The sequence below is a fragment of the Streptomyces kanamyceticus genome, from assembly GCF_008704495.1.
GTDB classification, from domain to species: domain Bacteria; phylum Actinomycetota; class Actinomycetes; order Streptomycetales; family Streptomycetaceae; genus Streptomyces; species Streptomyces kanamyceticus.
Genome location: NZ_CP023699.1, coordinates 6,466,323 through 6,487,675 on the forward strand (window position 1 = coordinate 6,466,323; position 21,353 = coordinate 6,487,675).

Consider the following 21,353-nt stretch of genomic DNA (forward strand, 5'->3'; position numbering starts at 1 on the left):
CGCCGCGTTGGGCCTCTCGGCAGGTCAGGTCGACGGGAGGCACCGAGTGACAGAGCAACGGGGATGGGCGGGACGGCTGATCGGGTACGCCTGGCGGTACCCGAAGGACGTCGTGCTCTCGCTCGGGTCCTCGCTGGCAGGCATGGCCGTCATGGCCCTCGTGCCGCTGATCACCAAGGTGATCATCGACGACGTGATCGGGCAGGACGGGCAGGGCGGCGGCCGGTCCATGGGGCCCTGGGCGGGCGCGCTGATCGGCGCCGCCGTGATCGTCTACGTGCTCACCTACATACGCCGCTACTACGGCGGCCGCCTCGCCCTCGACGTCCAGCACGACCTGCGCACCGAGATGTACGGGACGATCACCAAGCTCGACGGGCGGCGCCAGGACGAGCTGTCCACCGGGCAGGTCGTGGGCCGGGCGACGAGCGACCTGCAGCTGATCCAGGGCCTGCTCTTCATGTTGCCGATGACCATCGGCAACATCCTGCTCTTCGTGATCTCGCTCGTGATCATGGCGTGGCTCTCGCTGCCGCTCACCCTCGTCGCCCTCGCCGTCGCCCCCGCCCTCTGGGTCATCGCCCGCCGCTCCCGCTCCCGCCTGCACCCCGCCACCTGGTACGCGCAGGCCCAGGCCGCCGCGGTCGCCGGTGTGGTCGACGGCTCGGTGAGCGGCGTCCGCGTGGTGAAGGGCTTCGGGCAGGAGGAGCAGGAGACCGGGAAGCTCAGGGAGGTCGGGCGCAAGCTCTTCGCGGGGCGCCTGCGCACCATCCGGCTCAACTCCCGCTACACGCCCGCCCTGCAAGCCGTCCCGATGCTCGGCCAGGTCGCCATGCTGGCCCTCGGCGGCTGGCTCGCGGTGCGCGGGGAGATCACGCTCGGCACGTTCGTCGCCTTCTCGACCTACCTCGCGCAGCTCGTCGGGCCCGTGCGGATGCTCGCCATGGTGCTCACCGTGGGCCAGCAGGCCCGCGCCGGTGTCGAGCGCGTCCTCGAACTCATCGACACCGAGCCGAGCATGACGGACGGCACCAAGGAGCTGCCCGCCGACGCCCCCGCCACCGTCGAGTTCGACGAGGTCTCCTTCGCGTACGAGGCGGACAGGCCGGTCCTCGACGGCCTCTCCTTCCAGATAGCCCCCGGCGAGACCCTCGCCGTCGTCGGCTCCTCGGGCAGCGGCAAGTCGACGGTCTCGCTGCTGCTTCCCCGCTTCTACGACGTGTCGCACGGCGCCGTCCTGATCGCGGGCCGGGACGTGCGCGAGCTGACCCTTGACTCGCTGCGCTCCGCCATCGGCCTGGTGCCCGAGGACTCCTTCCTCTTCTCCGACACCATCAGCGCGAACATCGCGTACGGCCACCCCGAGGCGACCAGGGAGCAGATCGAGACCGCCGCGCGCGCCGCGCAGGCCGACCGGTTCATAGCCGAGCTGCCCGAGGGGTACGACACCACGGTCGGCGAGCAGGGCCTGACCCTCTCCGGCGGCCAGCGCCAGCGCATCGCGCTCGCCCGCGCCATCCTCACCGACCCCCGCCTCCTCGTCCTGGACGACGCGACCTCCGCCGTGGACGCCCGCGTCGAACACGAGATCCACGAGGCCCTCAAGCAGGTCATGGCGGGCCGCACCACCCTCCTCATCGCGCACCGCCGCTCCACTCTCGGCCTCGCCGACCGCATCGCCGTCCTGGACGAGGGACGCCTCGCCGACATCGGCACGCACGAGGAGCTCCAGGAACGCTCCGCGCTCTACCGGCGCCTGCTGACCGACCCCGACGAGCTCGGCGGGGTCTCCCCGGGCCACACGCTCCCCGCGGACCTGCCCGAGGACACCTCCGTACGCGCGGAGCTCGACGCCGAGTTCGACGCCGAGCGCGGCATCACGCCCGCGCTGTGGATTGGCGACCGCGAGCCCAAGGACGTCGCCCTCTCCGGGATGCCGTCGACGCCCGAACTCCTCGCCCAGGTCGACGCGCTGCCCCCGGCGATCGACACCCCGGACATCGACGAGGCGCGGGCCGTCACGCCCGAGGAGTCGTACGGACTGCGCAGGCTGCTGGCCGGGTTCGGCACGGCGCTGATCCTGAGTCTGCTGCTCGTCGCCGTGGACGCGGGGATGGGGCTGCTGCTTCCCGTCCTGATCCGGCACGGCATCGACGAGGGCGTCAACCAGCTCGCGCTCGGCGCGGTGTGGGCCGCTTCGGGCCTCGCGCTCGCCGCCGTCGCCGTCCAGTGGGTCGCCCAGACCGGTGAGTTGCGCATGACCGGACGTACCGGCGAGCGCGTCCTCTACTCGCTCCGCCTGAAGATCTTCTCGCAGCTCCAGCGGCTCGGACTCGACTACTACGAGCGTGAGTTGACCGGGCGCATCATGACCCGGATGACCACCGACGTGGACGCCCTGTCGACGTTCCTGCAGACCGGCCTCGTCACCGCGTTCGTCTCCGTCGTCACCTTCTTCGGCATCATGGCCGCGCTGCTCGTCATCGACGTGCAGCTGGCGCTCGTGGTCTTCGCGACGCTGCCGCTGCTGATCGTCGGCACGTACTTCTTCCGCAAGTCCAGCGTGAAGGCGTACGAACTGGCCCGTGAGCGCGTGTCCGTGGTCAACGCCGACCTCCAGGAGTCCGTCGCGGGCCTGCGCATCGTGCAGGCCTTCCGGCGCGAGCGGGCGGGCCGGGAGCGGTTCGCCGCGGGCAGCGACAGCTACCGCGCGGCCCGCATCCGGGGGCAGTGGCTGATCTCCGTGTACTTCCCGTTCGTGCAGTTCCTGTCGTCGGTGGCCGTCGTCGCGGTCCTCATCGTGGGCGCGGGACGGGTCGAGGCGGGCACCCTGACGACCGGTGCGCTCGTCGCGTACCTGCTCTACATCGACCTGTTCTTCGCGCCGGTGCAGCAGCTCTCGCAGGTCTTCGACGGATACCAGCAGGCCACGGTCTCGCTCGGCCGCATCCAGGAACTGCTCCAGGAGCCGACCTCGACGAAGGCCGCCGACGAGCCGCTCGAAGTCCTCTCGCTCCGCGGCGACATCGCCTTCGAGGACGTGAACTTCGCGTACGCGGACGACGAGGACGCCCTCACCGGCGTACGCCTGCGGATTCCCGCGGGCCAGACCGTCGCCTTCGTCGGCGAGACCGGCGCGGGCAAGTCGACGCTCGTCAAGCTCGTCGCCCGGTTCTACGACCCCACGGGCGGCCGCGTCACCGTCGACGGCACCGATCTGCGGGATCTCGACATGACCTCCTACCGGCACCGCCTCGGCGTCGTGCCGCAGGAGGCGTACCTCTTCGCGGGCACGGTCAGGGACGCGATCGCCTACGGACGTCCGGACGCCACCGACGCCCAGGTCGAGGCCGCGGCCCGCGCGGTCGGCGCGCACGACATGATCGCCACCCTGGACGGCGGCTATCTGCACGAGGTCAGCGAGCGCGGCCGCAACCTGTCGGCCGGACAGCGCCAGCTGATCGCGCTTGCCAGGGCCGAGCTGGTCGACCCGGACATCCTGCTCCTCGACGAGGCGACCGCGGCGCTCGACCTCGCCACCGAGGCGCAGGTCAACCAGGCCACCGACCGCATCGCGGGCAAGCGCACCACGCTCGTGGTCGCCCACCGCCTGACCACGGCGGCCCGCGCCGACCGGGTGGTCGTGATGGACCACGGGCAGGTCGCGGAGGACGGCACGCACGAGGAGCTGCTCGCCCTGGACGGGCGGTACGCGCGGCTGTGGCGGACGTTCGTGGGGGAGGACGAGCCGGAGCTCAGCGCGTCGACGTGAGGTGTTCGGGGTGACGTGAGGGTTACTCGGGGGTATCACTTCCGCGGCAAAAATGCCCCACGGCCCGCAACCGCGCGGGCTGTGGGCGGCGTCCGTACATCAGTACGCTGATGCCACTGGGGTGGGAGGGACATTCGTGAGCGGTAGCCGGATACGACGGCAAGCGGCGCTCGGCGTCGCCGTGCTGGCCTCGGCCGTGCTGCTCGTCCTCGCGGGCTCCGGCGTCGCCTCGGCGAAGCCCGTCAAGAAGACCGCCAAGGCCGCCTGCGCGGGACACAAGGTGCGCACGCTGCCCTTCAGCACCGGCAGGGTCGAGGTCTTCAAGTCGCGCGGCTACCTCTGCGCCATCGCCTTCGACAAGCGTCCCGGCGCCCGCAAGTCGATGTCGGTCAGCATCCAGGCGCGCGGCAGCCGCCCCGCGCGCGACAAGGGCAACTACACCCACCACGCGGGCCCGGTGACGGTCCACGCGGGCCACCGCTGCGTCCGCGTGACCGGCAAGATCGGCCGCGGCGGCGTCAGTTCGGGCTGGATCCTCTGCTGAGTTCCCGCAGGTCCACTCAGTCTCCTCTGGTGCGGACCCAGTTGCTCCGTTAGGTTCCGGGGCATTGCTGTGTCGACAGGGGAGGGTGCATGCGCAAGGCGCTCAGATGGCTGCTGTCGCTCGTGGTGCTGATAGGCACGATGAGCGCGGCCGGAGCGACGACGACCGGAGCGGCCACCGCCGCGGAACCGGGAGTCTCAGATACATCCGCCACCGCGGACATAAAAGACAGGCTGCTGGCGATACCCGGCATGAGCCTGATCGAGGAGAAGCCGTACCCCGGGTACCGCTTCTTCGTCCTGAACTACACCCAGCCGGTGGACCACCGGCACCCGTCCAAGGGCACGTTCAAGCAGCGGATCACCGTGCTGCACAAGGACACCAGCCGCCCGACGGTCTTCTACACCGGCGGCTACAACGTCTCGACGACCCCCAGCCGGCGCGAGCCGACGCAGATCGTCGACGGCAACCAGATCTCCATGGAGTACCGCTTCTTCAACCCGTCGCGCCCCGACCCGGCCGACTGGACCAAGCTCGACATCTGGCAGGGCGCGAGCGACCAGCACCGCATCTTCAAGGCGCTGAAGCCGATCTACGGCAAGAAGTGGCTGGCCACCGGCGCCTCCAAGGGCGGCATGACCGCCACGTACTTCGAGCGCTTCTACCCGCGTGACATGGACGGCATCGTCTCCTACGTCGCGCCCAACGACGTGGTCGACAAGGAGGACTCGGCGTACGACGCGTTCCTCGCCGGTGTCGGGCCCGCGGAGTGCCGCACGAGGCTCCAGGACGTGCAGCGCGAGGCGCTGGTGCGCAGGGAGGCGCTGTCGAAGAAGTTCGCGGCCTACGCCGAGGCGGAGGGCTACACCTTCAAGACCGTCGGCACGCTCGACAAGGCCTTCGAGGCCGTCGTGCTCGACCTGGTCTGGGGCTTCTGGCAGTACCAGCCCGCCGCCACCGCCTGCGGAAAGATCCCGGACGCGGCGACCGCGAGCGACCAGCAGATCTTCGACTACGTCGAGTCGGTGGGCGGCTGGTCCTCCTACGCCGACCAGGGTCTTGAGACCTACACGCCGTACTACTACCAGGCGGGCACCGAGCTCGGCTCGCCCTCCATCAAGCAGCCCTGGCTCGGCAACCTGAGCCGCTACGGCTACCAGCCGCCGCGGAACTTCGTGCCCCGTGAGATCCCCATGAAGTTCAAGCCGCACGCCATGCGCGACGTGGACCGGTGGGTGCGGCACAACGCGCACCAGATGATGTACGTGTACGGCGAGTTCGACCCGTGGGGCGCCGAGCAGTTCCGTCCCGCCAAGGGCGCCAAGCACGACTCGTACGTCTTCACGGCGCCCGGCGCCAACCACGGCGCGACGGTCTCGCAGCTCGTCGCGGACGAGAAGGCGAAGGCGACGCAGCGGATCCAGGCCTGGGCCGGGGTCGCGTCGGAGGCGGGCAAGCCGCTCGCTCCGTACGACAAGAAGCTCGACAAGCGCGACGTGCGCAAGGAGCTGACGCTGCGGCCTTAGGCCGTCGGACCGGGCGTACGTCCGGTCGGGTCCTGCTCAGATCCGTACGGCACACCCGACCGGGCGTTCCCCGCCCAGTGACACGTAGAGCTGCGTGGCGGGCGGGCACGCGGCCCGTTCCGCCACCGCCCTCGTGATCCGGTACTCCGGGTCGCGCTTGCCGGAGCCGTCGCAGGCGGTCTCCCGCACCTCGCCGCGGCCCGCGCCGTAGACACAGTCTCCGACGACGGTCCGCGGCCCGCCGCCGCGCCCCGGATCGCCGGGGTGCGGCGGTTCCAGGTTCCGCATGCACGCGTAGCCCTTCGGGACCTCGCCGTCGCCGTCCTCGTCGACCGCGGGCCTGCTCTCGCTGATGTGCAGGACGAAGTCCGTACGGGCGGGGCACGCCGGGCCGCCCTTGCCCCCGCCGTCGTGCCGCGCGATGACCCGCGCGGCGGCCCGCTCGCTGGTGCACGGCACTTCGGTGAACGCCCCGCGCCCGCGCGAGCTGCACTCGTCGACGGCGAGGAACACCGCGCCGAACCCGGCGGGGCGCGACGCGGCGGGCGTCGGCCCGTCGGTCCGGCCGGACGCGGTGGATCCCGAGCCGCCGGACTTCTGACAGCCCGTGAGCGCGACCGCGGTGACGAGCAGCAGCGCGCAGACCGTCCCCCAGGCCGCACGAGGCCGCGCCGCGGTGCAGACGAGCATGGGCAGTCCCCCCGATATGTGTACCCAGCGTGACCCGCGGGTGCGGGCGCACGCCAGGTGCACAGGGCGCTTTGGGTCGTTCGGGGGTGGTGCGCCGGTAGTGCGTCGTACCCCTCGGTACGTATCAGCCAGTACGTATCAGTCAGTGCGTATCGGTATGCATCAGTACGTCAGGCCGTGGCCGACCGGGTACAGCACCTGCGCCGGATCGTCCGCCCGCCGCACCGGCACGGGCAGTCGGCCCCGGGGCGCGGCGCGGCCCGCGATCACCCGTGCCGCGGCGCGCAGTTCGACGTCCGTCCAGGAGTACGAGGCGAGTGAGGCATCCACGTCGGGCAGGTGCGCGATGTCGTGGGGGTTGCGGACGGCGAGGGCGATCACGGGGACGCCGGTGGCCTTGAGCGCGGCGACCAGGACGGCCTGCCCGTCGGTCGAAGGCGCGGCGTAGTTCCCGGCCCTGCCGGGCCGGGCCGCCCTGTCCAGCGCGGCGTTGGCCGCCTGGGTGTTGTCCCGCGCCGTGGTGCGCGCCGCCACGTTGTAGGTCGCCACGAGGACCGCGTCCTTGCCCTTCGCCGCCGCCACCGCCTCCGCGACGGCCGCGTCGTCGGGGGCCGTTCCCGTGGAGCGGGCCGTCGCGGTGAAGCCGAGGCCGGTCAGGGTGTCGGCGAGCACCGAGGTCGGCGGGCCCGTCGTGCCGGACGGCGAACCGGGGTCCACCCCGACCACCAGGATCTCGGGGTGCGTGCGCGGGGACAGCGGCAGCAGGGCGTGGTCGTCGCGCAGCAGGGTCGTGGTCGCCTCGGCGATGCGGTCGGCGGCGGCGAGGTGGGCGGGGGTGCCGACGGTGGTGTCGACGGCGTCGGCCGTGGTGCCTGCGTCGGTGCCGTCACTGGGTGCGATTCCTTCACCGGTCACGGGTCCGTCACCGGTCACGAGGCCGTCGAGGAGCCCCACCTTCGCCTTCATGCGCAGGACGCGCAGCACCGACTCCTCGATGCGCCCCTCGGTCAACTCGCCGTCGGCGACGGCCTGGAGCACCGCGTTCCACGCGGCCTCGGGGTTCGGCGGGTTCAGGAGCTGGTCGACGCCCGCCTTGAGCGCGAGCACGGCCACGCGGTCGTCGCCGTACTTCGTGCGTACGCCGCGCATCGCGAGCGAGTCCGTGGAGATCACGCCGTCGTAGCCGAGCTCCTCGCGGAGCACGCCGGTCAGGATCGGCCGTGACAGGGTGGCGGGGTCCCCGGCCGGATCGAGCGCGGGCACCACGATGTGCGCGGTCATCACCGAGTCGACGCCCGCCGCGACGGCCGCGCGGAACGGCGGGGCGTCGACGCGGTCCCACTCCTCGCGGGTGTGGTGGATGCGCGGCAGCTCGGTGTGGCTGTCGTCCATGGTGTCGCCGTGCCCGGGGAAGTGCTTGGCCGCCGTCGCGATGCCCGCGCTCCGGTACCCCTCGATCTGCGCGGTGACGAATCCGGCGACGGCGTCGGGCTCCGAGCCGAAGGACCGTACGCCGATGACGGGATTGGCGGGGTCGACGTTCACGTCGGCGTCCGGGGCGTGGTCCTGGCGGATGCCGAGGGCGCGCAGCTCGGCGCCCGCGATGCGGGCGGCCTCGCGGGCCATGTCGTGCGACCCCGACGCGCCGATCGCCATCGCGCCGGGCAGCAGGGTCGCGGGGGCGCCGACGCGGGCGACGATGCCGTGCTCCTGGTCCACCGAGATCAGCACGGGGATGCCGGACGGCTGTTCCGCCGCGACCTTCTGGATGCCGTTGGAGAGCTCCGCGATCTGCTGCGGGGAGCGGGTGTTGTGGGCCCAGCCGAAGTAGATGACGCCGCCGAGGCGGTACGTGGCGATCAGCTCGGCGGCGTCGCGCACCCCCAGCTCCCGGAGGTTGGTCTCGACGTCCGCCGGGTCCGGATCGACGGCGCTCTCGCCGTACACGTGCATCACGAAGAGCTGGCCGACCTTCTCCTCCAGGGTCAGGCCGGAGATGATCCCGCGCAGGCGGTGGTCGAGGTCGTCGGTCTGGGACACGTGCGCTCCTGCGGGCCGGTGGAAGTTTCTTTCAGGCCCTACGGATATCCCGAAGATTTCTGCCGGTCAAGGGAGGGCGGGGGCACGAGGGGGGCCGGTGCGGAGGGGACGCGGAGGGGCCGTCACCGGCGCTGTCTGGAGGGGGGCGCACCGGTGACGGCGAGCTGCCGGCCGCAGGCGGCGGAGAGGGTGGTCAGCGTTCGCAGCCAGCAGCGATGCCGACACCGCCTTGCGGAGACTCACCGACAGCGTGCCGCTTTGACGGAGGGACCGGCTCGTGGGTTCCCGTCGGGGCGGTGATTTTCCGGAAAACTGTGTGGGGGTGGTGGGCGGGGTGCGTCGTCCACGGGTTCGTTGTGGCCGGTCGCGCAGTTCCCCGCGCCCCTTACGGGGCGTGGACCCGGGGCGGCTGCCCATCAGCCTGTCCGCGTGACCAGGCGCGTCAGGAGTTCGCGGCCCGGACCGAGTGCCTCCGGCAGGGGCGCCGCCCCTTCGTACCAGCGCTTCTCGTACTCCCAGCACAGCCAGCCGTCCCAGTTCTCCTGGTTGAGGAGGGCCACGCACTCGGCGAGCGGCAGGGTGCCGGTGCCGAGGGGGAGCGGTGTCGTGTCGTCGGCCGACGCGATGTCCTTCACCTGGACGTAGCCGAGGTAGGGCGAGAGCGCGGCGAACGTGTCGGTGACCGGCTCGCCGCCGAGCCAGGTGTGCATCAGGTCCCACAGCGCGCCGACCTGCCGGTGCCCGACCGTGCCGACGACGCGGGTGACGTCGGCGCCGGTGCGGTGCGAGTCGTGCGTCTCCAGGAGGATGCGTACGCCCGCGTCGGCGGCGTGGCGCGCGGCGGTGCCAAGGCGCCGGGCGGCCGTCGCGTCGGCCTCGTCCGCGCTCTGCTCCGTGCCGCCGCCGGGGAACACGCGGACGAAGGGCGCGCCCAGGTCGCGGGCGAGCGCGACGAGGGAACGGATCTCGTCGAGGACGGGCTCGTCCTCGCCGGGCGCGGCCACCTGCGCGTACCCCGCGATGCCGAGGATCTCGATGCCCGCCGACTTGAACGAGGCGGCCACATCGGCGCGTTCGACCAGACCGAGCCCTTGGTGGACCGGCTCCTCGGGGTGCGCGCGGAGCTCCACGCCGTGGTAGCCGTGGGCGGTGGCCAGGCGCAGCACGTCGGGCAGGGGGAGTCCGGGGACGCCGAGAGTGGAGAAGGCGAGTTTCATGGCCACGACAGTAGGCGGCACTGGTCGGGGGTCAACCCCGCCGCCGTTCGTGCAGCGGAAGCCGCCAGTCCTGGCCCACGAGATCGGCGCCGAAGGAGCGGTGCGGCTTCTCGGCGACGAGCACGAAGCCGTGCCGCTGGTAGAGCGTGCGGGCCGCTTCGAGTACGTCGTTGGTCCACAGGACGAGGTCCCGGTAGCCGACGCCTCGGGCGAACTCCACGCAGGCGCCGATGAGTTGATCGCCGAGTCCGAGGCCCCGCGCGTCCCGCTCGACGAGCAGCAGCCGCAGCCGCGCCGTCCCCGGTGCCTCGTCCCGCACGCACATCACGCACCCCACGGGCCGCCCGTCGAGCTCGGCGATCCACACCCGCTCCAGATGGGGGTCGTGGTCCTGGGCGAAGTCGGCGACGAGCCGGGCGACGAGCCCTTCGTAGTCGGCGTTCCAGCCGAACTCGGCCGCGTAGACGGCGGCGTTGCGCTGCACGATCCATCCCAGATCGCCCGGCCCTGGCTCCCTGAGCAGCAGGTCTGCCTGCCGAGGTCGGGACGACGGCCGAACCGAGTCCGCAGCCGAGTCCGCAACCGAACCCGCTGCCGCCCCCTCCAGGATCCCCCTGACCGTGCGCATCGCCGCGGCGAGCCGCTCGCGCTCGGCGGCGGGCACATCGGCGACCAGCGACCCGACGGCCTCCCGTGACCGCTCGTCGAGCAGATCGGCGGCGTCCCTGCCCCGCGCGGTCAGCGTGATCCGCTGCCGCCGCGGATCGGGCGCGGACGGCGCGCGCTCGACAAGACCGGCCCGCTCGAACTTGCCGAGCAGCCTGCTCAAGTACCCGGCGTCGAGGGAGAGTTCCGACCGCAGGTCGGCCGCGTCGAGGTGCGGCGCATGGGCGAGCTCGTACAGCACGCGCGACTCGGTGAGCGTGTAGGGCACGTACAGGTGACGGCTGTAGTCGAGCGCGCCGATCAGGTTCGTGTAGAAGCGGTTGAACGCACGGATCTCATGAATCGGCGTGCGGACCGCGCGGGACGGATTCGCCATGAGGGATCACTCACTCCGGGGTCACCTTTGACTGAGTCAACGATATGACGGAGTGGGGCGGTGGGGAAGCCCTTGGAGGGCTGGGCGTCAGTCGAGGTCGCCGGACTTGGGGAACCCGTCGGTCCTGACCGTGATCTCCCGCCCCTGGAGCGGCAGGACCAGATCCTGCCCGAACGCGATGTCCGTGGCGTCGTCGTACGTTCCCGTCCTGGTCGGACCGCGGTGAACGGTGCAAGCGCCGACCTCGGGGTCGATCACCACGTAGACCGGAATGCCGCACTCGGCGTACAGACGGAACTTCTTGTTGAAGCCGTTGTCCCTGCTGCTCTTCGAGACGACTTCGAGTACCGCTTCGAGGCTGTGCCACTCGAAGCGGCCCCGGTTGTTGCGCTCGGCGCCCGGGGCGACGATCGCGAGGTCGGGGGCGTAGCCGTACTCGCTGGACGGGAAGTCGATCATGACGTCCGAGAGGATGTCGCCGTGGGCGGCGAGTTGCTGCTCGATCTGAGGGGCGGCCTTGAGGATGACCTTCCACTGGTACTCGCCTTGAGGCGTCATGATGATCTTCCCCTCCGTGATCTCGACGCGGTAACCGCGGGGAAGATTGACGCCGTCGAGCGCGTCCCAGGCGCTGGGTGCATTCATGACCATGACTGCCATATGAGCCTCCTTTTCCCGGTGATGTCAACGATATCGGGAGGTCGCGGACACGGCGTCGCGCACGGGGCGCGGTCGGCGTCTCAGAGAAACGCCAGCCGCGCGCCCAGCGCCGCGAACGCCACCGCGAACGTGCGCCGCATCCAACTCACCACGTGCGGACGCGAGATGACATGACTGCGCATCGCCGCCGCGAACCGGCCGTACGCCGCGAAGACCACGAACGTGATCAGCATGAAGTACGCGCTGAGCTCGGTCATGCGCAGGAAGGCGTAGGGCTCGTCCGCGGCCACGAACTGCGGCAGGAACGCGAGGAAGAACAGCGTGAGCTTCGGGTTGAGGATGTTGATCAGTACGCCGGTGAGGATGGTGCGGCCCGCGGAGCGCGGCTCGTCCGCGCCCTCGCCCCCGCGCTCCGCGGTCAGCTCGCTCTTGTCCCGCAGCGTGCTCCACGCCATGTACAAGAGGTAGGCCACGCCCAGGTACTTGAGCGTCTCGAAGGCGACCGCGCTGGCGTTCAGGAGTGCCGCGAGACCGGTGATCGCGGCGATCATGTGCGGTACGACACCGAGCGTGCAGCCGACGGCGGCGATCACCGCGGCGCGGGTGCCCCGGGAGAGACCGGCCGAGATCGTGAAGAGGACACCGGTACCGGGTGTCACACAGACGACGAGGGAGGTGAGCAGAAATTCCATGTCCCCGACCCTGGCGCCACAATGGCTCCATGAACAGGTCCAATGGATCGGCTTCCGACAGGTCCATAACGCCGGAGCGGCCCGGGGGCGCACCCGCCACCTCCGACTTCCTCCAGCTCGACACCGGCGACGCGCCAAGGGGCGGCATCGCCGACTGGCTGGCGCGGCAGATCAGGGGCGCGATCGCGGACGGGCGCCTCGCCACCGGCAGCAGGCTCCCCGCCACCCGCGCCCTCGCCGACGAACTGCGCGTCTCCCGTGGCGTGGTGACCGAGGCGTACCGGCGCCTGACGGAGGACGGGCACGTGGCGGGCCGGGGCAGGGGCGGCACGGTGGTCCTCGCGACACCGGCCCGTACGCGACCGACTCCCGTCCCACGCAGGGTGGTTGACGGCCCGTCATCTGCTTCCGATGGCCTCTTCACCGCACCCCCTGACGACCTCGGCGTCTTCGACGCCATCCGCGCCGCGCCCGCCCGCATCGACCTGTCACCCGGCCTGCCCGACCTGTCGGCGTTCCCGCGCGCGGCCTGGCTGCGCGCCGAGCGGGCCGTGCTCGCCGGACTCGCCCCCGCGGACTTCGGGTACGGGGATCCGCGCGGCGCCCCCGCCCTGCGGGGCGCCGTCGCGCGCTGGCTCTCCCGGAACCGAGGGATCGTCGCGGACCCGGCCGACGTGATGATCGTCAACGGCACGGCCCAGGCGCTGCGCCTGCTCGTCGACGTACTGCGCGCCGAAGGGATCTCCCAGGTGGCTGTCGAGGAACCGGGCTCCCTCGGCGTACGCCAGCATCTGCGGCCGCTCGGCACGCCGCCCGTACCGGTGGACGCGCAGGGCGTCCGCGTCGACGCGCTGCGGGCCACCGGGGCGCCCGCCGTGCTGCTCACACCGGCCCACCAGTTCCCGACCGGCGCCGTGCTCGGCGGGGAACGGCGCCGCGAACTGATGGACTGGGCCCGCGAAGGCGGCCTCGTCATCGAGGACGACTACGACGCGGAGCACCGCTACGACCGCCCCGCCGTCCCCGCGCTGCACGCCCTGCTCCCGGCGCACGTCTGCTACGCGGGCAGCGTGTCCAAGCTGCTCGCGCCCGCGCTGCGGCTGGGCTGGCTGCTCGCCCCGCCCGCGTACCGGGACGCCCTCGCGGACGCCAAGCGCCTCGTGGACCTCGGCAACGCGGCGCTGCCCCAGCTCGTCCTCGCCCACCTGATGGAATCGGGCGACCTGGAACGCCACTTGCGCCTCATCCGCAAGCACCACCGCAGGCGCAGGGACGCGATGATCCAGGCGATCGGGACGCACCTGCCGGGCGCGAAGGTGCACGGCGCGGCGGCGGGCCTGCACTTGACGATCACCTTCGACGCGTCGGCGTACGACGCCCCCGACACGGCCCTGGCCACGGCCGCCCTCGCCCACGGAGTCAAGGTCCACCCCCTCTCCTGGCACACCCAACTCCCGCACGCTCCGGGCCTGGTACTCGGCTACGCGGCGACCGGCACGGCGGAGATCGCGGAGGGGGTGGCGGCGCTGGGACGGCTGATGTGAGGACGGCGGCTAATGTGAGGCCCGGCCCGCCAAGGCCTCCTGCCGAGGCCTCCCGCCAAGGCCTCCTGTCGAGGTCAGGCCCCCGCGACCCCTATCGAGGCCCCGCCGTGGACCCCCGCACCATCAACTCCCCGTGCACCGTCGCCACCCCACCCGGCGGCGGCTTCTCCTTGCCCATGGCGATGCGGCCCGCTCGCGCCCCCGCCTCGTGCAGCGGCAGCCGTACCGTCGTCAGGGCGGGGACCACGTCGATGCTGAAGGGGAGGTCGTCGAAGCCCGCCACCGACACGTCGTCCGGGATGCGCAGGCCCTTGTCGCGCAGGGCCGCGCACGCGCCGAGCGCCACCGTGTCGTTCGCGGCGACGACCGCCGTCAAGTCGGGCGCGCGGCGCAGGAGTTCGACCGTGGCGTCGTACCCGGAGCGGCGGTCGTAGGGACCGTGCACCGTCAGCGCGGGGTCGTCCTCGATGCCGCGCGCGGCGAGCGCGGCCCGGTGGCCCTCCAGGCGGTGCCGCGTCGTGGTGCGCTCCTCGGGGCCCGCGATGTAGCCGACGCGCCGGTGTCCGAGGCCCAGCAGGTGCTCCGTGATCTGGCGGCCGCCGCCCCGGTTGTCGAAGGTGAGCGCCGCCACCGCGTCGGTGTCGGGCGACGGCGGGCGCCCGCACAGCACCACCCGTGACCCCGCCTCCGCGAGCCGCCGCAGCTTCCCGGCGATCGCGGCGGCGTGCTCGGCGTCCTCGATGGCGCCGCCGGTGAGGACGACCGCGGCGGCGCGCTGGCGCTGGAGGAGGGTGAGGTAGGTCAGTTCGCGCTCGGGGGAGCCGCCGGTGTTGCACACCACCGCCATCCGCTCGCCGCCCGCCCGCCCGCCGGGACCGCCGATCTCGGACTGCACGGCGCCCGCCATGATCCCGAAGAAGGGGTCGGCGATGTCGTTGACGAGGACCCCGACCAGGTCGGAGGTGGCCGCGGCGAGCGCGCTCGCGGGCCCGTTGAGGACGTAGTCGAGGTCGTCGACGGCGCGCAGCACCCGCTCGCGCGTCGCGGCCGCCACGGGGTAATTGCCGTTCAGCACGCGGGAGACGGTGGCGGGGGAGACCTGCGCGCGGGCCGCCACGTCCGCCAGGGTCACGGTCATTCTCGTCGTCCTCCGGTCACTGCTCTGGTCACTGCTCCGCCCCGAGGGTCACCGCTGCGGGCGGAAAGTCCGAAGCCCTTGTCCGAACCTTGTCCGGCAGGCTAGCTTGCCCCTAGATAGAAAGCGCTTGCTACGCTCCTACGGAGGGACTTTCGTGACACGGAAGACCGTGCGCATCGCCATGAACGGCGTCACCGGACGCATGGGCCACCACCAGCACCTGGTCCGCTCGATCCTCGCCCTCCGCGAGCAGGGCGGCCTCGATCTGGGCGAAGGCACCGTGCTCTGGCCCGAGCCGGTCCTGATCGGCCGCAGGGAGCACGCGCTGCGCGCGCTGGCCGAACAGCACGGCCTGGAGCACTTCTCGACCGACCTCGACGCGGTCCTCGCCGACCCGTCCGTCGACATCTACTTCGACGCCCAGGTCACCTCCGCGCGCGAGGAGGCCCTCAAGAAGGCCATCGCCGCGGGCAAGCACATCTACACGGAGAAGCCGAGCGCCACCGGTCTCGCGGGCGCCCTCGGCCTGGCCCGCCTCGCCACGGACGCGGGCATCAAGCACGGCGTCGTCCAGGACAAGCTCTTTCTGCCGGGCCTGCTCAAGCTGAAGCGCCTCATCGACGGCGGCTTCTTCGGCCGGATCCTGTCGGTCAGGGGCGAGTTCGGCTACTGGGTCTTCGAGGGTGACTGGCAACCCGCCCAGCGGCCTTCCTGGAACTACCGCGCCGCGGACGGCGGCGGCATCGTCGTCGACATGTTCCCGCACTGGGAGTACGTCCTGCACGAGCTGTTCGGCCGGGTGCGCAGTGTCCAGGCGCTCACCGCCACCCACGTCCCGCAGCGCTGGGACGAGGGCGGCAAGCCCTACGACGCCACCGCCGACGACGCCGCGTACGGCATCTTCGAGCTGGACGGCGGCACGATCGCGCAGATCAACTCCTCCTGGGCGGTGCGCGTCAACCGCGACGAACTCGTCGAGTTCCAGGTCGACGGCACGGAGGGTTCGGCCGTCGCGGGCCTGCGCAACTGCCGCGTACAGCACAGGAGTACGACACCCAAGCCCGTCTGGAACCCGGACCTGCCCGCCACCCACTCCTTCCGCGACCAGTGGCAGGAGGTCCCCGACAACCAGGGGCCCGAGGGGTTCGACAACGGCTTCAAGGCGCAGTGGGAGCTCTTCCTCAAGCACGTGTACGCGGACGCGCCCTACCGCTGGGACCTCCTCGCGGCCGCGCGCGGCGTGCAGCTTGCCGAACTGGGTCTGCGCTCGTCGGCGGAGGGCCGCCGCATCGACGTACCGGAGATCGGCGCATCGGAGATCGGGCTGTGAGCACCGTCCTGCTTCCCGCCGAGGGCGGCGGCACGCGCGCGTACACCCCGCGCACCGAGCCCCGCACGACGGACGGCGGCTCCCCGCTCACCTCCCGCACCGTCTTCTCCGCCGCCCACGTGGTCGCCGACCCGTACGCCGACGTCTCCCCGGAAGGGCCCGCCGCGGTCGACTGGGACGCCACCCTCGCCTTCCGCCGCCACCTGTGGTCGCACGGCCTCGGTGTCGCGGAGGCCATGGACACCGCCCAGCGCGGCATGGGCCTGGACTGGGCGGGCGCCGCCGAGCTGATCCGCCGCTCGGCCGCCGAGGCGAAGGCGGTCGGCGGCCGCATCGCGTGCGGCGTCGGGACCGACCAACTCAGCGGCCGAGCGGACCTTCTGACCGTCCGTACGGCGTACGAGGAGCAGCTGGAGCTCGTCGAATCGAGCGGCGCCCAGCCGATCCTGATGGCCTCGCGCGCACTGGCGGCGGCGGCCGCGTCGCCGGACGACTACCTGGAGACGTACGGCCATCTCCTGCGCCAGGCCGCCGAACCGGTCATCCTGCACTGGCTCGGCCCGATGTTCGACCCCGCCCTGGAGGGCTACTGGGGCTCGGCCGACCTGGACGCGGCGACGGACACCTTCCTCGACGTCATCGCCGCCCACCCCGACAAGGTCGACGGCATCAAGGTCTCGCTCCTGGACGCCGACCGCGAGATCGCCCTGCGCCGCCGCCTGCCCCGGGGAGTGCGCTGCTACACCGGCGACGACTTCCACTACCCCGAGCTCATCGCGGGCGACGACCACGGCTTCAGCCACGCGCTGCTCGGCATCTTCGACCCGCTGGGACCGCTGGCCGCCGACGCGGTACGGGTCCTGGACACGGGCGACGTCAAGGGTTTCCGCGAACTCCTCGACCCCACCGTCGAGTTGTCGCGCCACCTCTTCCAGACGCCGACCCGCTACTACAAGACGGGTGTGGTCCTGCTCGCCTGGCTCGCGGGCCACCAGTCGCACTTCACCATGGTCGGCGGCCTGCAGTCGGCGCGCTCGCTGCCGCATCTGGCCCGCGCCTACGAACTCGCCGACGGGCTCGGCCTGTTCCCCGACCCCGCCCTCGCCGCCTCCCGCATGCGATCCCTGCTCGCCGTCCACGGAGTGCCCCAATGACCGCACCGGTCCCGCTGTCCCGGCTGAGCGTCAACCAGGAGACCGTCAGGCAGCTCTCGCTCCCCGACCTCGCCGCGGGCTGCGTCAAGGAGGGCATCACCGCCGTCGGCCTGTGGCGCTCCCCGGTCCAGGAGTACGGCGTCGAGCGCACCGCACGGCTCCTGCGCGAGAGTGGCCTCGCCGTCACGAGTCTGTGCCGCGGCGGGTTCTTCACCGACCCCGAACCTGCCGCACGCGCGCGTGCCCTCGACGACAACCGCGCGGCGATCGACGAGGCGGTCACGCTCGGCACCGACACGCTGGTCCTGGTCTCCGGCGGCCTGCCGCCCGGCAGCAGGGACCTGGTGGGGGCCAGGGAGCACATCGCGGACGCCCTGGCCGAGCTCGGCCCCTACGCGCGCGAGCGGGGCGTACGGCTCGCCATCGAACCGCTGCACCCGATGTTCGCCGCGGACCGCTGTGTGGTCTCCACCCTGAGTCAGGCCCTCGACCTCGCCGAGCGCTTCCCCGCGGAGCAGGTGGGCGTCGTCGTGGACACCTACCACCTCTGGTGGGACGACCAGGCGCCCGCGCAGATCGCACGGGCGGGCCGCGGCGGCCGGATCCACGCCTTCCAACTGGCCGACTGGATCACGCCGTTGCCCGCGGGCGTGCTGCTCGGCCGGGGACAGCTGGGCGACGGCAGCGTCGACTTCAAGGCGTTCCGCGCCCTGGTCGACGCCGCGGGGTACGCGGGGCGGATCGAGGTCGAGATCTTCAACGAGGAGCTGTGGGCGCGCGACGGCGGCGAGGTCCTGCGGGAGACGGCGGAACGCTTCCGCACGCACGTGTGAGGCGTCGAGCGTCCGGCCGTACGGCTACTTCTTGCCGCCCAGGATCTGACCGAGCAGGTCACCGAGGCCACCGGAGGATGCCGACGCCTTCGGGGCCGCGCCGTCGGCCTTCGTGCTCGCCGCCCGCTTGGTGAGCACGGCGAGCACCACGGGGATGAGCATCTCGATGACGCGGGAGACCGTCGGCGCGGGGATGCCGGTCTTCTTGGAGACCGCGTTGGCGACCGGTTTGCTCATCCTGGCGAGGACGCCGGACATCATCCCGCCGGCGGCGAGCCCGCCCAACCCGCCGAAGGCGGCCACTCCTTGGAGGGGCTGCTCGCCGGAGGCGGGGGGCTGCTCGGCGGACTCGACCTCGGCGAACGCCTGGCGCACCTCGTCGGCCTCCGCGGGGTCCGCCGCGGCCGCCTTGTCCTGGAGGTCTCCGGAGAGCGCGGACACCGTGGTGCCCACGACGTCCTGGGCCCCTGCCGCGTCCGTGCCGAGCAGGCCCGCGATCTCCTGGAGCTTGTCGTCGCCGAGCTCGTTCAGCACGTCCTGCTCGAAGGACTGGGAATCGCTCATGCGCCAAACGCTACTTCTGCCCCGCTTCGTCAGCATCTGGAAACCGTCCCGAAAACTCTTCGACGACTCCGTGCAACCCTTCGGCCACCACGCGTGTCGTACTTGGCGTCAGGCCTTCTGAGGGGGGAACCAGGATCTGGGGGGATCCGGGGGATCCGGGGGGATCGCGAGGTTCTGACAGGGGAGGGAAACCCGAAGGGGCCCGGTCTTTGGACCGGGCCCCTTCAAAGTTCGGGCCCCTTGTCCGGGCCCTTCAAAAGTTATCCACAGGCTTCCCGCGCTGTCGGTGCCGGGCGGTAGCGTCGGATCATGTCGAGTCAGGCACCGGCGATGTCGGTGCTCGAGGGGGTCCTCGAGCGCATCACGTACGCCAATGAAGAGACCGGGTACACGGTCGCGCGCGTCGACACCGGACGCGGCGCGAGCGATCTGCTCACGGTCGTCGGCGCGCTGCTCGGCGCCCAGGCCGGGGAGTCGCTGCGGATGCAGGGCCGCTGGGGCTCCCACCCGCAGTACGGCAAGCAGTTCACGGTGGAGAACTACACGACGGTGCTGCCCGCCACCATCCAGGGCATCCGCCGCTATCTCGGCTCCGGCCTCATCAAGGGCATCGGCCCGGTGATGGCCGACCGGATCACCACGCACTTCGGCGTGGACACCCTCGACATCATCGAGACCGAGCCCAAGCGCCTGGTGGAAGTGCCGGGGCTGGGCCCCAAGCGGACGAAGATGATCGCCGCCGCCTGGGAGGAGCAGAAGGCCATCAAGGAGGTCATGGTCTTCCTCCAGGGAGTCGGCGTCTCCACCTCCATCGCTGTACGCATCTACAAGAAGTACGGGGACGCGTCGATCTCCGTCGTGAAGAACGAGCCCTATCGCCTCGCCGCCGACGTCTGGGGCATCGGCTTCCTCACCGCCGACCGCATCGCCCAGTCGGTCGGCATCCCGCACGACAGCCCGGAGCGCGTCAAGGCCGGTCTGCAGTACGCCCTTTCGCAATCCACCGACCAGGGCAACTGCTTCCTGCCCGAGGAGCGCCTGATCGCCGACGCCGTCAAGCTCCTCCAGGTCGACACGGGCCTGGTCATCGACTGCCTCGCCGAACTGGCGGGCGAGGAGGAGGGGGTCGTCAAGGAGAGGGTGCCGGGCCCGGACGGCGGAGAGGACGTCACCGCCGTCTATCTGGTGCCCTTCCACCGCGCCGAAATCTCCCTGGCCGCCCAGCTGTCGCGCCTCCTGAGGACCGACGAGGACCGCATGCCCGGCTTCCGCGACGTGGCCTGGGACAAGGCCCTCGGCTGGCTCGCCAAGCGCACGGGAGCCGAGCTCGCGCCCGAGCAGGAGGAGGCGGTCAAGCTCGCGCTGACCCGGAAGGTCGCCGTCCTGACCGGCGGCCCCGGCTGCGGCAAGTCCTTCACGGTCCGCTCCGTCGTCGAGCTGGCCCGCGCCAAGAAGGCCAAGGTCGTCCTCGCCGCCCCCACCGGTCGGGCGGCCAAGCGCCTCGCCGAGCTGACGGGCGCCGAGGCGTCCACCGTCCACCGCCTGCTCGAACTGAGGCCGGGCGGCGACGCGGCGTACGACAAGGAGCGGCCGCTCGACGCCGACCTGGTGGTGGTCGACGAGGCCTCGATGCTGGACCTGCTCCTCGCCAACAAACTGGTCAAGGCCGTCCCGCCGGGCGCCCACCTGCTCTTCGTCGGCGATGTGGACCAACTGCCCAGCGTCGGCGCGGGCGAGGTCCTGCGGGACATGCTCGCCGACGGCAGCCCCGTCCCCGCCGTCCGCCTCACCCGCATCTTCCGGCAGGCCCAGGAGTCGGGCGTGGTCACCAACGCCCACCGCATCAACTCCGGTGTCCCGCCGCTCACCCAGGGCATGAAGGACTTCTTCCTCTTCGTCGAGGAGGAGACCGAGGACGCGGGCCGCGTCACGGTGGACGTCGCCGCGCACCGCATCCCCAAGAAGTTCGGCCTCGACCCGCGCCGCGACGTCCAGGTCCTCGCCCCCATGCACCGCGGCCCCGCGGGCGCGGGGAACCTCAACGGCCTCCTCCAGCAGGCCATCACGCCCGCCAGGCCCGACCTGCCCGAGAAGCGCTTCGGCGGCCGCGTCTTCCGCGTCGGCGACAAGGTCACCCAGATCCGCAACAACTACGAGAAGGGGCAGAACGGCGTCTTCAACGGCACCGTGGGAGTGGTCACCTCGCTCAGCACGGACGACCAGCGGCTGACCGTCCTGACCGACGAGGACGAGGAAATCCCGTACGACTTCGACGAACTGGACGAGCTCTCCCATGCGTACGCGGTGACGATCCACCGCTCGCAGGGCAGCGAGTACCCGGCCGTGGTGATACCCGTCACCACGGGCGCGTGGATGATGCTGCAGCGCAATCTGCTCTACACCGCGGTGACACGCGCCAAGAGGCTGGTGGTCCTTGTCGGTTCACGCAAGGCTCTGGGCCAGGCGGTACGCACGGTCTCCGCGGGCAAGCGCTGTACGGCCCTGGATTTCAGGCTCTCGGGGCGCCGCGGGGAGGGCCCTGGACGTTTTGATCGATCAAACGAGTCGTAAAGGTCACAGAGCACTTCCGGAACCGGGGCGAAGGGG

General features: G+C 71.6%; 16 protein-coding genes. 8 read left to right on the forward strand and 8 right to left on the reverse strand.

Annotation, left to right across the window (positions count from 1 at the left end):
- The first annotated feature begins 46 nt into the window (after window positions 1-46).
- From CP970_RS27890 to CP970_RS27900, 3 genes are all read left to right on the forward strand, one after another.
- Window positions 47-3,772 (forward strand): ABC transporter ATP-binding protein, encoded by a 3,726-nt coding sequence (locus CP970_RS27890; protein WP_079043640.1) that lies wholly within the window; start codon window positions 47-49, stop codon window positions 3,770-3,772.
- A 136-nt stretch (window positions 3,773-3,908) separates the two neighbouring features.
- On the forward strand, window positions 3,909-4,316 hold the full coding sequence (locus CP970_RS27895) for a hypothetical protein (protein WP_055549391.1): 408 nt from the start codon (window positions 3,909-3,911) through the stop codon (window positions 4,314-4,316).
- Window positions 4,317-4,405: 89 nt separating this feature from the next.
- Window positions 4,406-5,842, forward strand: a complete 1,437-nt coding sequence (locus tag CP970_RS27900; protein ID WP_055549388.1) for an alpha/beta hydrolase family protein — start codon at window positions 4,406-4,408, stop codon at window positions 5,840-5,842.
- A gap of 36 nt (window positions 5,843-5,878) precedes the next feature.
- Here the strand turns inward: CP970_RS27900 and CP970_RS27905 are convergent, their stop codons facing one another.
- The 6 genes from CP970_RS27905 to CP970_RS27930 all read right to left on the reverse strand — a co-directional run bounded on the left by CP970_RS27905 (window position 5,879) and on the right by CP970_RS27930 (window position 12,183).
- Window positions 5,879-6,532 (reverse strand): hypothetical protein, encoded by a 654-nt coding sequence (locus CP970_RS27905; protein WP_055549386.1) that lies wholly within the window; start codon window positions 6,530-6,532, stop codon window positions 5,879-5,881.
- A 162-nt stretch (window positions 6,533-6,694) separates the two neighbouring features.
- Window positions 6,695-8,572 carry a glycoside hydrolase family 3 protein gene (locus CP970_RS27910; protein WP_055549384.1) on the reverse strand — a complete coding sequence of 626 codons (1,878 nt, stop codon included), beginning with the start codon at window positions 8,570-8,572 and terminating at the stop codon, window positions 6,695-6,697.
- Window positions 8,573-8,988: 416 nt separating this feature from the next.
- On the reverse strand, window positions 8,989-9,789 hold the full coding sequence (locus CP970_RS27915; protein WP_055555423.1) for a sugar phosphate isomerase/epimerase family protein: 801 nt from the start codon (window positions 9,787-9,789) through the stop codon (window positions 8,989-8,991).
- 31 nt (window positions 9,790-9,820) lie between these two features.
- Complete coding sequence (locus CP970_RS27920; protein ID WP_055555425.1) at window positions 9,821-10,831, reverse strand: bifunctional helix-turn-helix transcriptional regulator/GNAT family N-acetyltransferase; 1,011 nt, start codon at window positions 10,829-10,831, stop codon at window positions 9,821-9,823.
- An 87-nt stretch (window positions 10,832-10,918) separates the two neighbouring features.
- Window positions 10,919-11,491, reverse strand: a complete 573-nt coding sequence (locus tag CP970_RS27925) for a Uma2 family endonuclease (RefSeq protein ID WP_055555427.1) — start codon at window positions 11,489-11,491, stop codon at window positions 10,919-10,921.
- Between the two features lie 80 nt (window positions 11,492-11,571).
- On the reverse strand, window positions 11,572-12,183 hold the full coding sequence (locus CP970_RS27930) for a LysE family translocator (RefSeq protein ID WP_055555430.1): 612 nt from the start codon (window positions 12,181-12,183) through the stop codon (window positions 11,572-11,574).
- 29 nt (window positions 12,184-12,212) lie between these two features.
- Between CP970_RS27930 and pdxR the strand changes: the two genes are divergently transcribed.
- Window positions 12,213-13,727: a MocR-like pyridoxine biosynthesis transcription factor PdxR gene (pdxR, locus tag CP970_RS27935; protein ID WP_055555432.1), complete on the forward strand. Its 1,515-nt coding sequence runs from the start codon at window positions 12,213-12,215 to the stop codon at window positions 13,725-13,727.
- Window positions 13,728-13,818: 91 nt separating this feature from the next.
- Here the strand turns inward: pdxR and CP970_RS27940 are convergent, their stop codons facing one another.
- On the reverse strand, window positions 13,819-14,865 hold the full coding sequence (locus tag CP970_RS27940; protein WP_055555434.1) for a LacI family DNA-binding transcriptional regulator: 1,047 nt from the start codon (window positions 14,863-14,865) through the stop codon (window positions 13,819-13,821).
- 154 nt (window positions 14,866-15,019) lie between these two features.
- Between CP970_RS27940 and CP970_RS27945 the strand changes: the two genes are divergently transcribed.
- The 3 genes from CP970_RS27945 to CP970_RS27955 are packed head-to-tail and all read left to right on the forward strand — an operon-like array spanning window position 15,020 to window position 18,182.
- The gene (locus tag CP970_RS27945; protein ID WP_055555436.1) at window positions 15,020-16,195 is read left to right on the forward strand and encodes a Gfo/Idh/MocA family protein; all 1,176 of its coding nucleotides are present in this window, start codon (window positions 15,020-15,022) and stop codon (window positions 16,193-16,195) included.
- The gene (locus CP970_RS27950; protein WP_055555438.1) at window positions 16,192-17,349 is read left to right on the forward strand and encodes a dihydrodipicolinate synthase family protein; all 1,158 of its coding nucleotides are present in this window, start codon (window positions 16,192-16,194) and stop codon (window positions 17,347-17,349) included. Before CP970_RS27945 ends, CP970_RS27950 begins: the two co-directional genes overlap by 4 nt.
- On the forward strand, window positions 17,346-18,182 hold the full coding sequence (locus CP970_RS27955; protein WP_055555441.1) for a sugar phosphate isomerase/epimerase family protein: 837 nt from the start codon (window positions 17,346-17,348) through the stop codon (window positions 18,180-18,182). The genes CP970_RS27950 and CP970_RS27955 overlap by 4 nt, the downstream gene beginning before the upstream one ends.
- Window positions 18,183-18,206: 24 nt before the next feature.
- On the opposite strand, the gene CP970_RS27960 is transcribed toward CP970_RS27955, so the two are convergent.
- Window positions 18,207-18,746: a DUF937 domain-containing protein gene (locus CP970_RS27960; RefSeq protein ID WP_055555443.1), complete on the reverse strand. Its 540-nt coding sequence runs from the start codon at window positions 18,744-18,746 to the stop codon at window positions 18,207-18,209.
- A gap of 309 nt (window positions 18,747-19,055) precedes the next feature.
- On the opposite strand from CP970_RS27960, the gene recD2 reads away from it, so the two are divergent.
- Window positions 19,056-21,317 (forward strand): SF1B family DNA helicase RecD2, encoded by a 2,262-nt coding sequence (gene recD2 / locus CP970_RS27965; protein WP_191094958.1) that lies wholly within the window; start codon window positions 19,056-19,058, stop codon window positions 21,315-21,317.
- The last annotated feature ends 36 nt before the right edge of the window (window positions 21,318-21,353 follow it).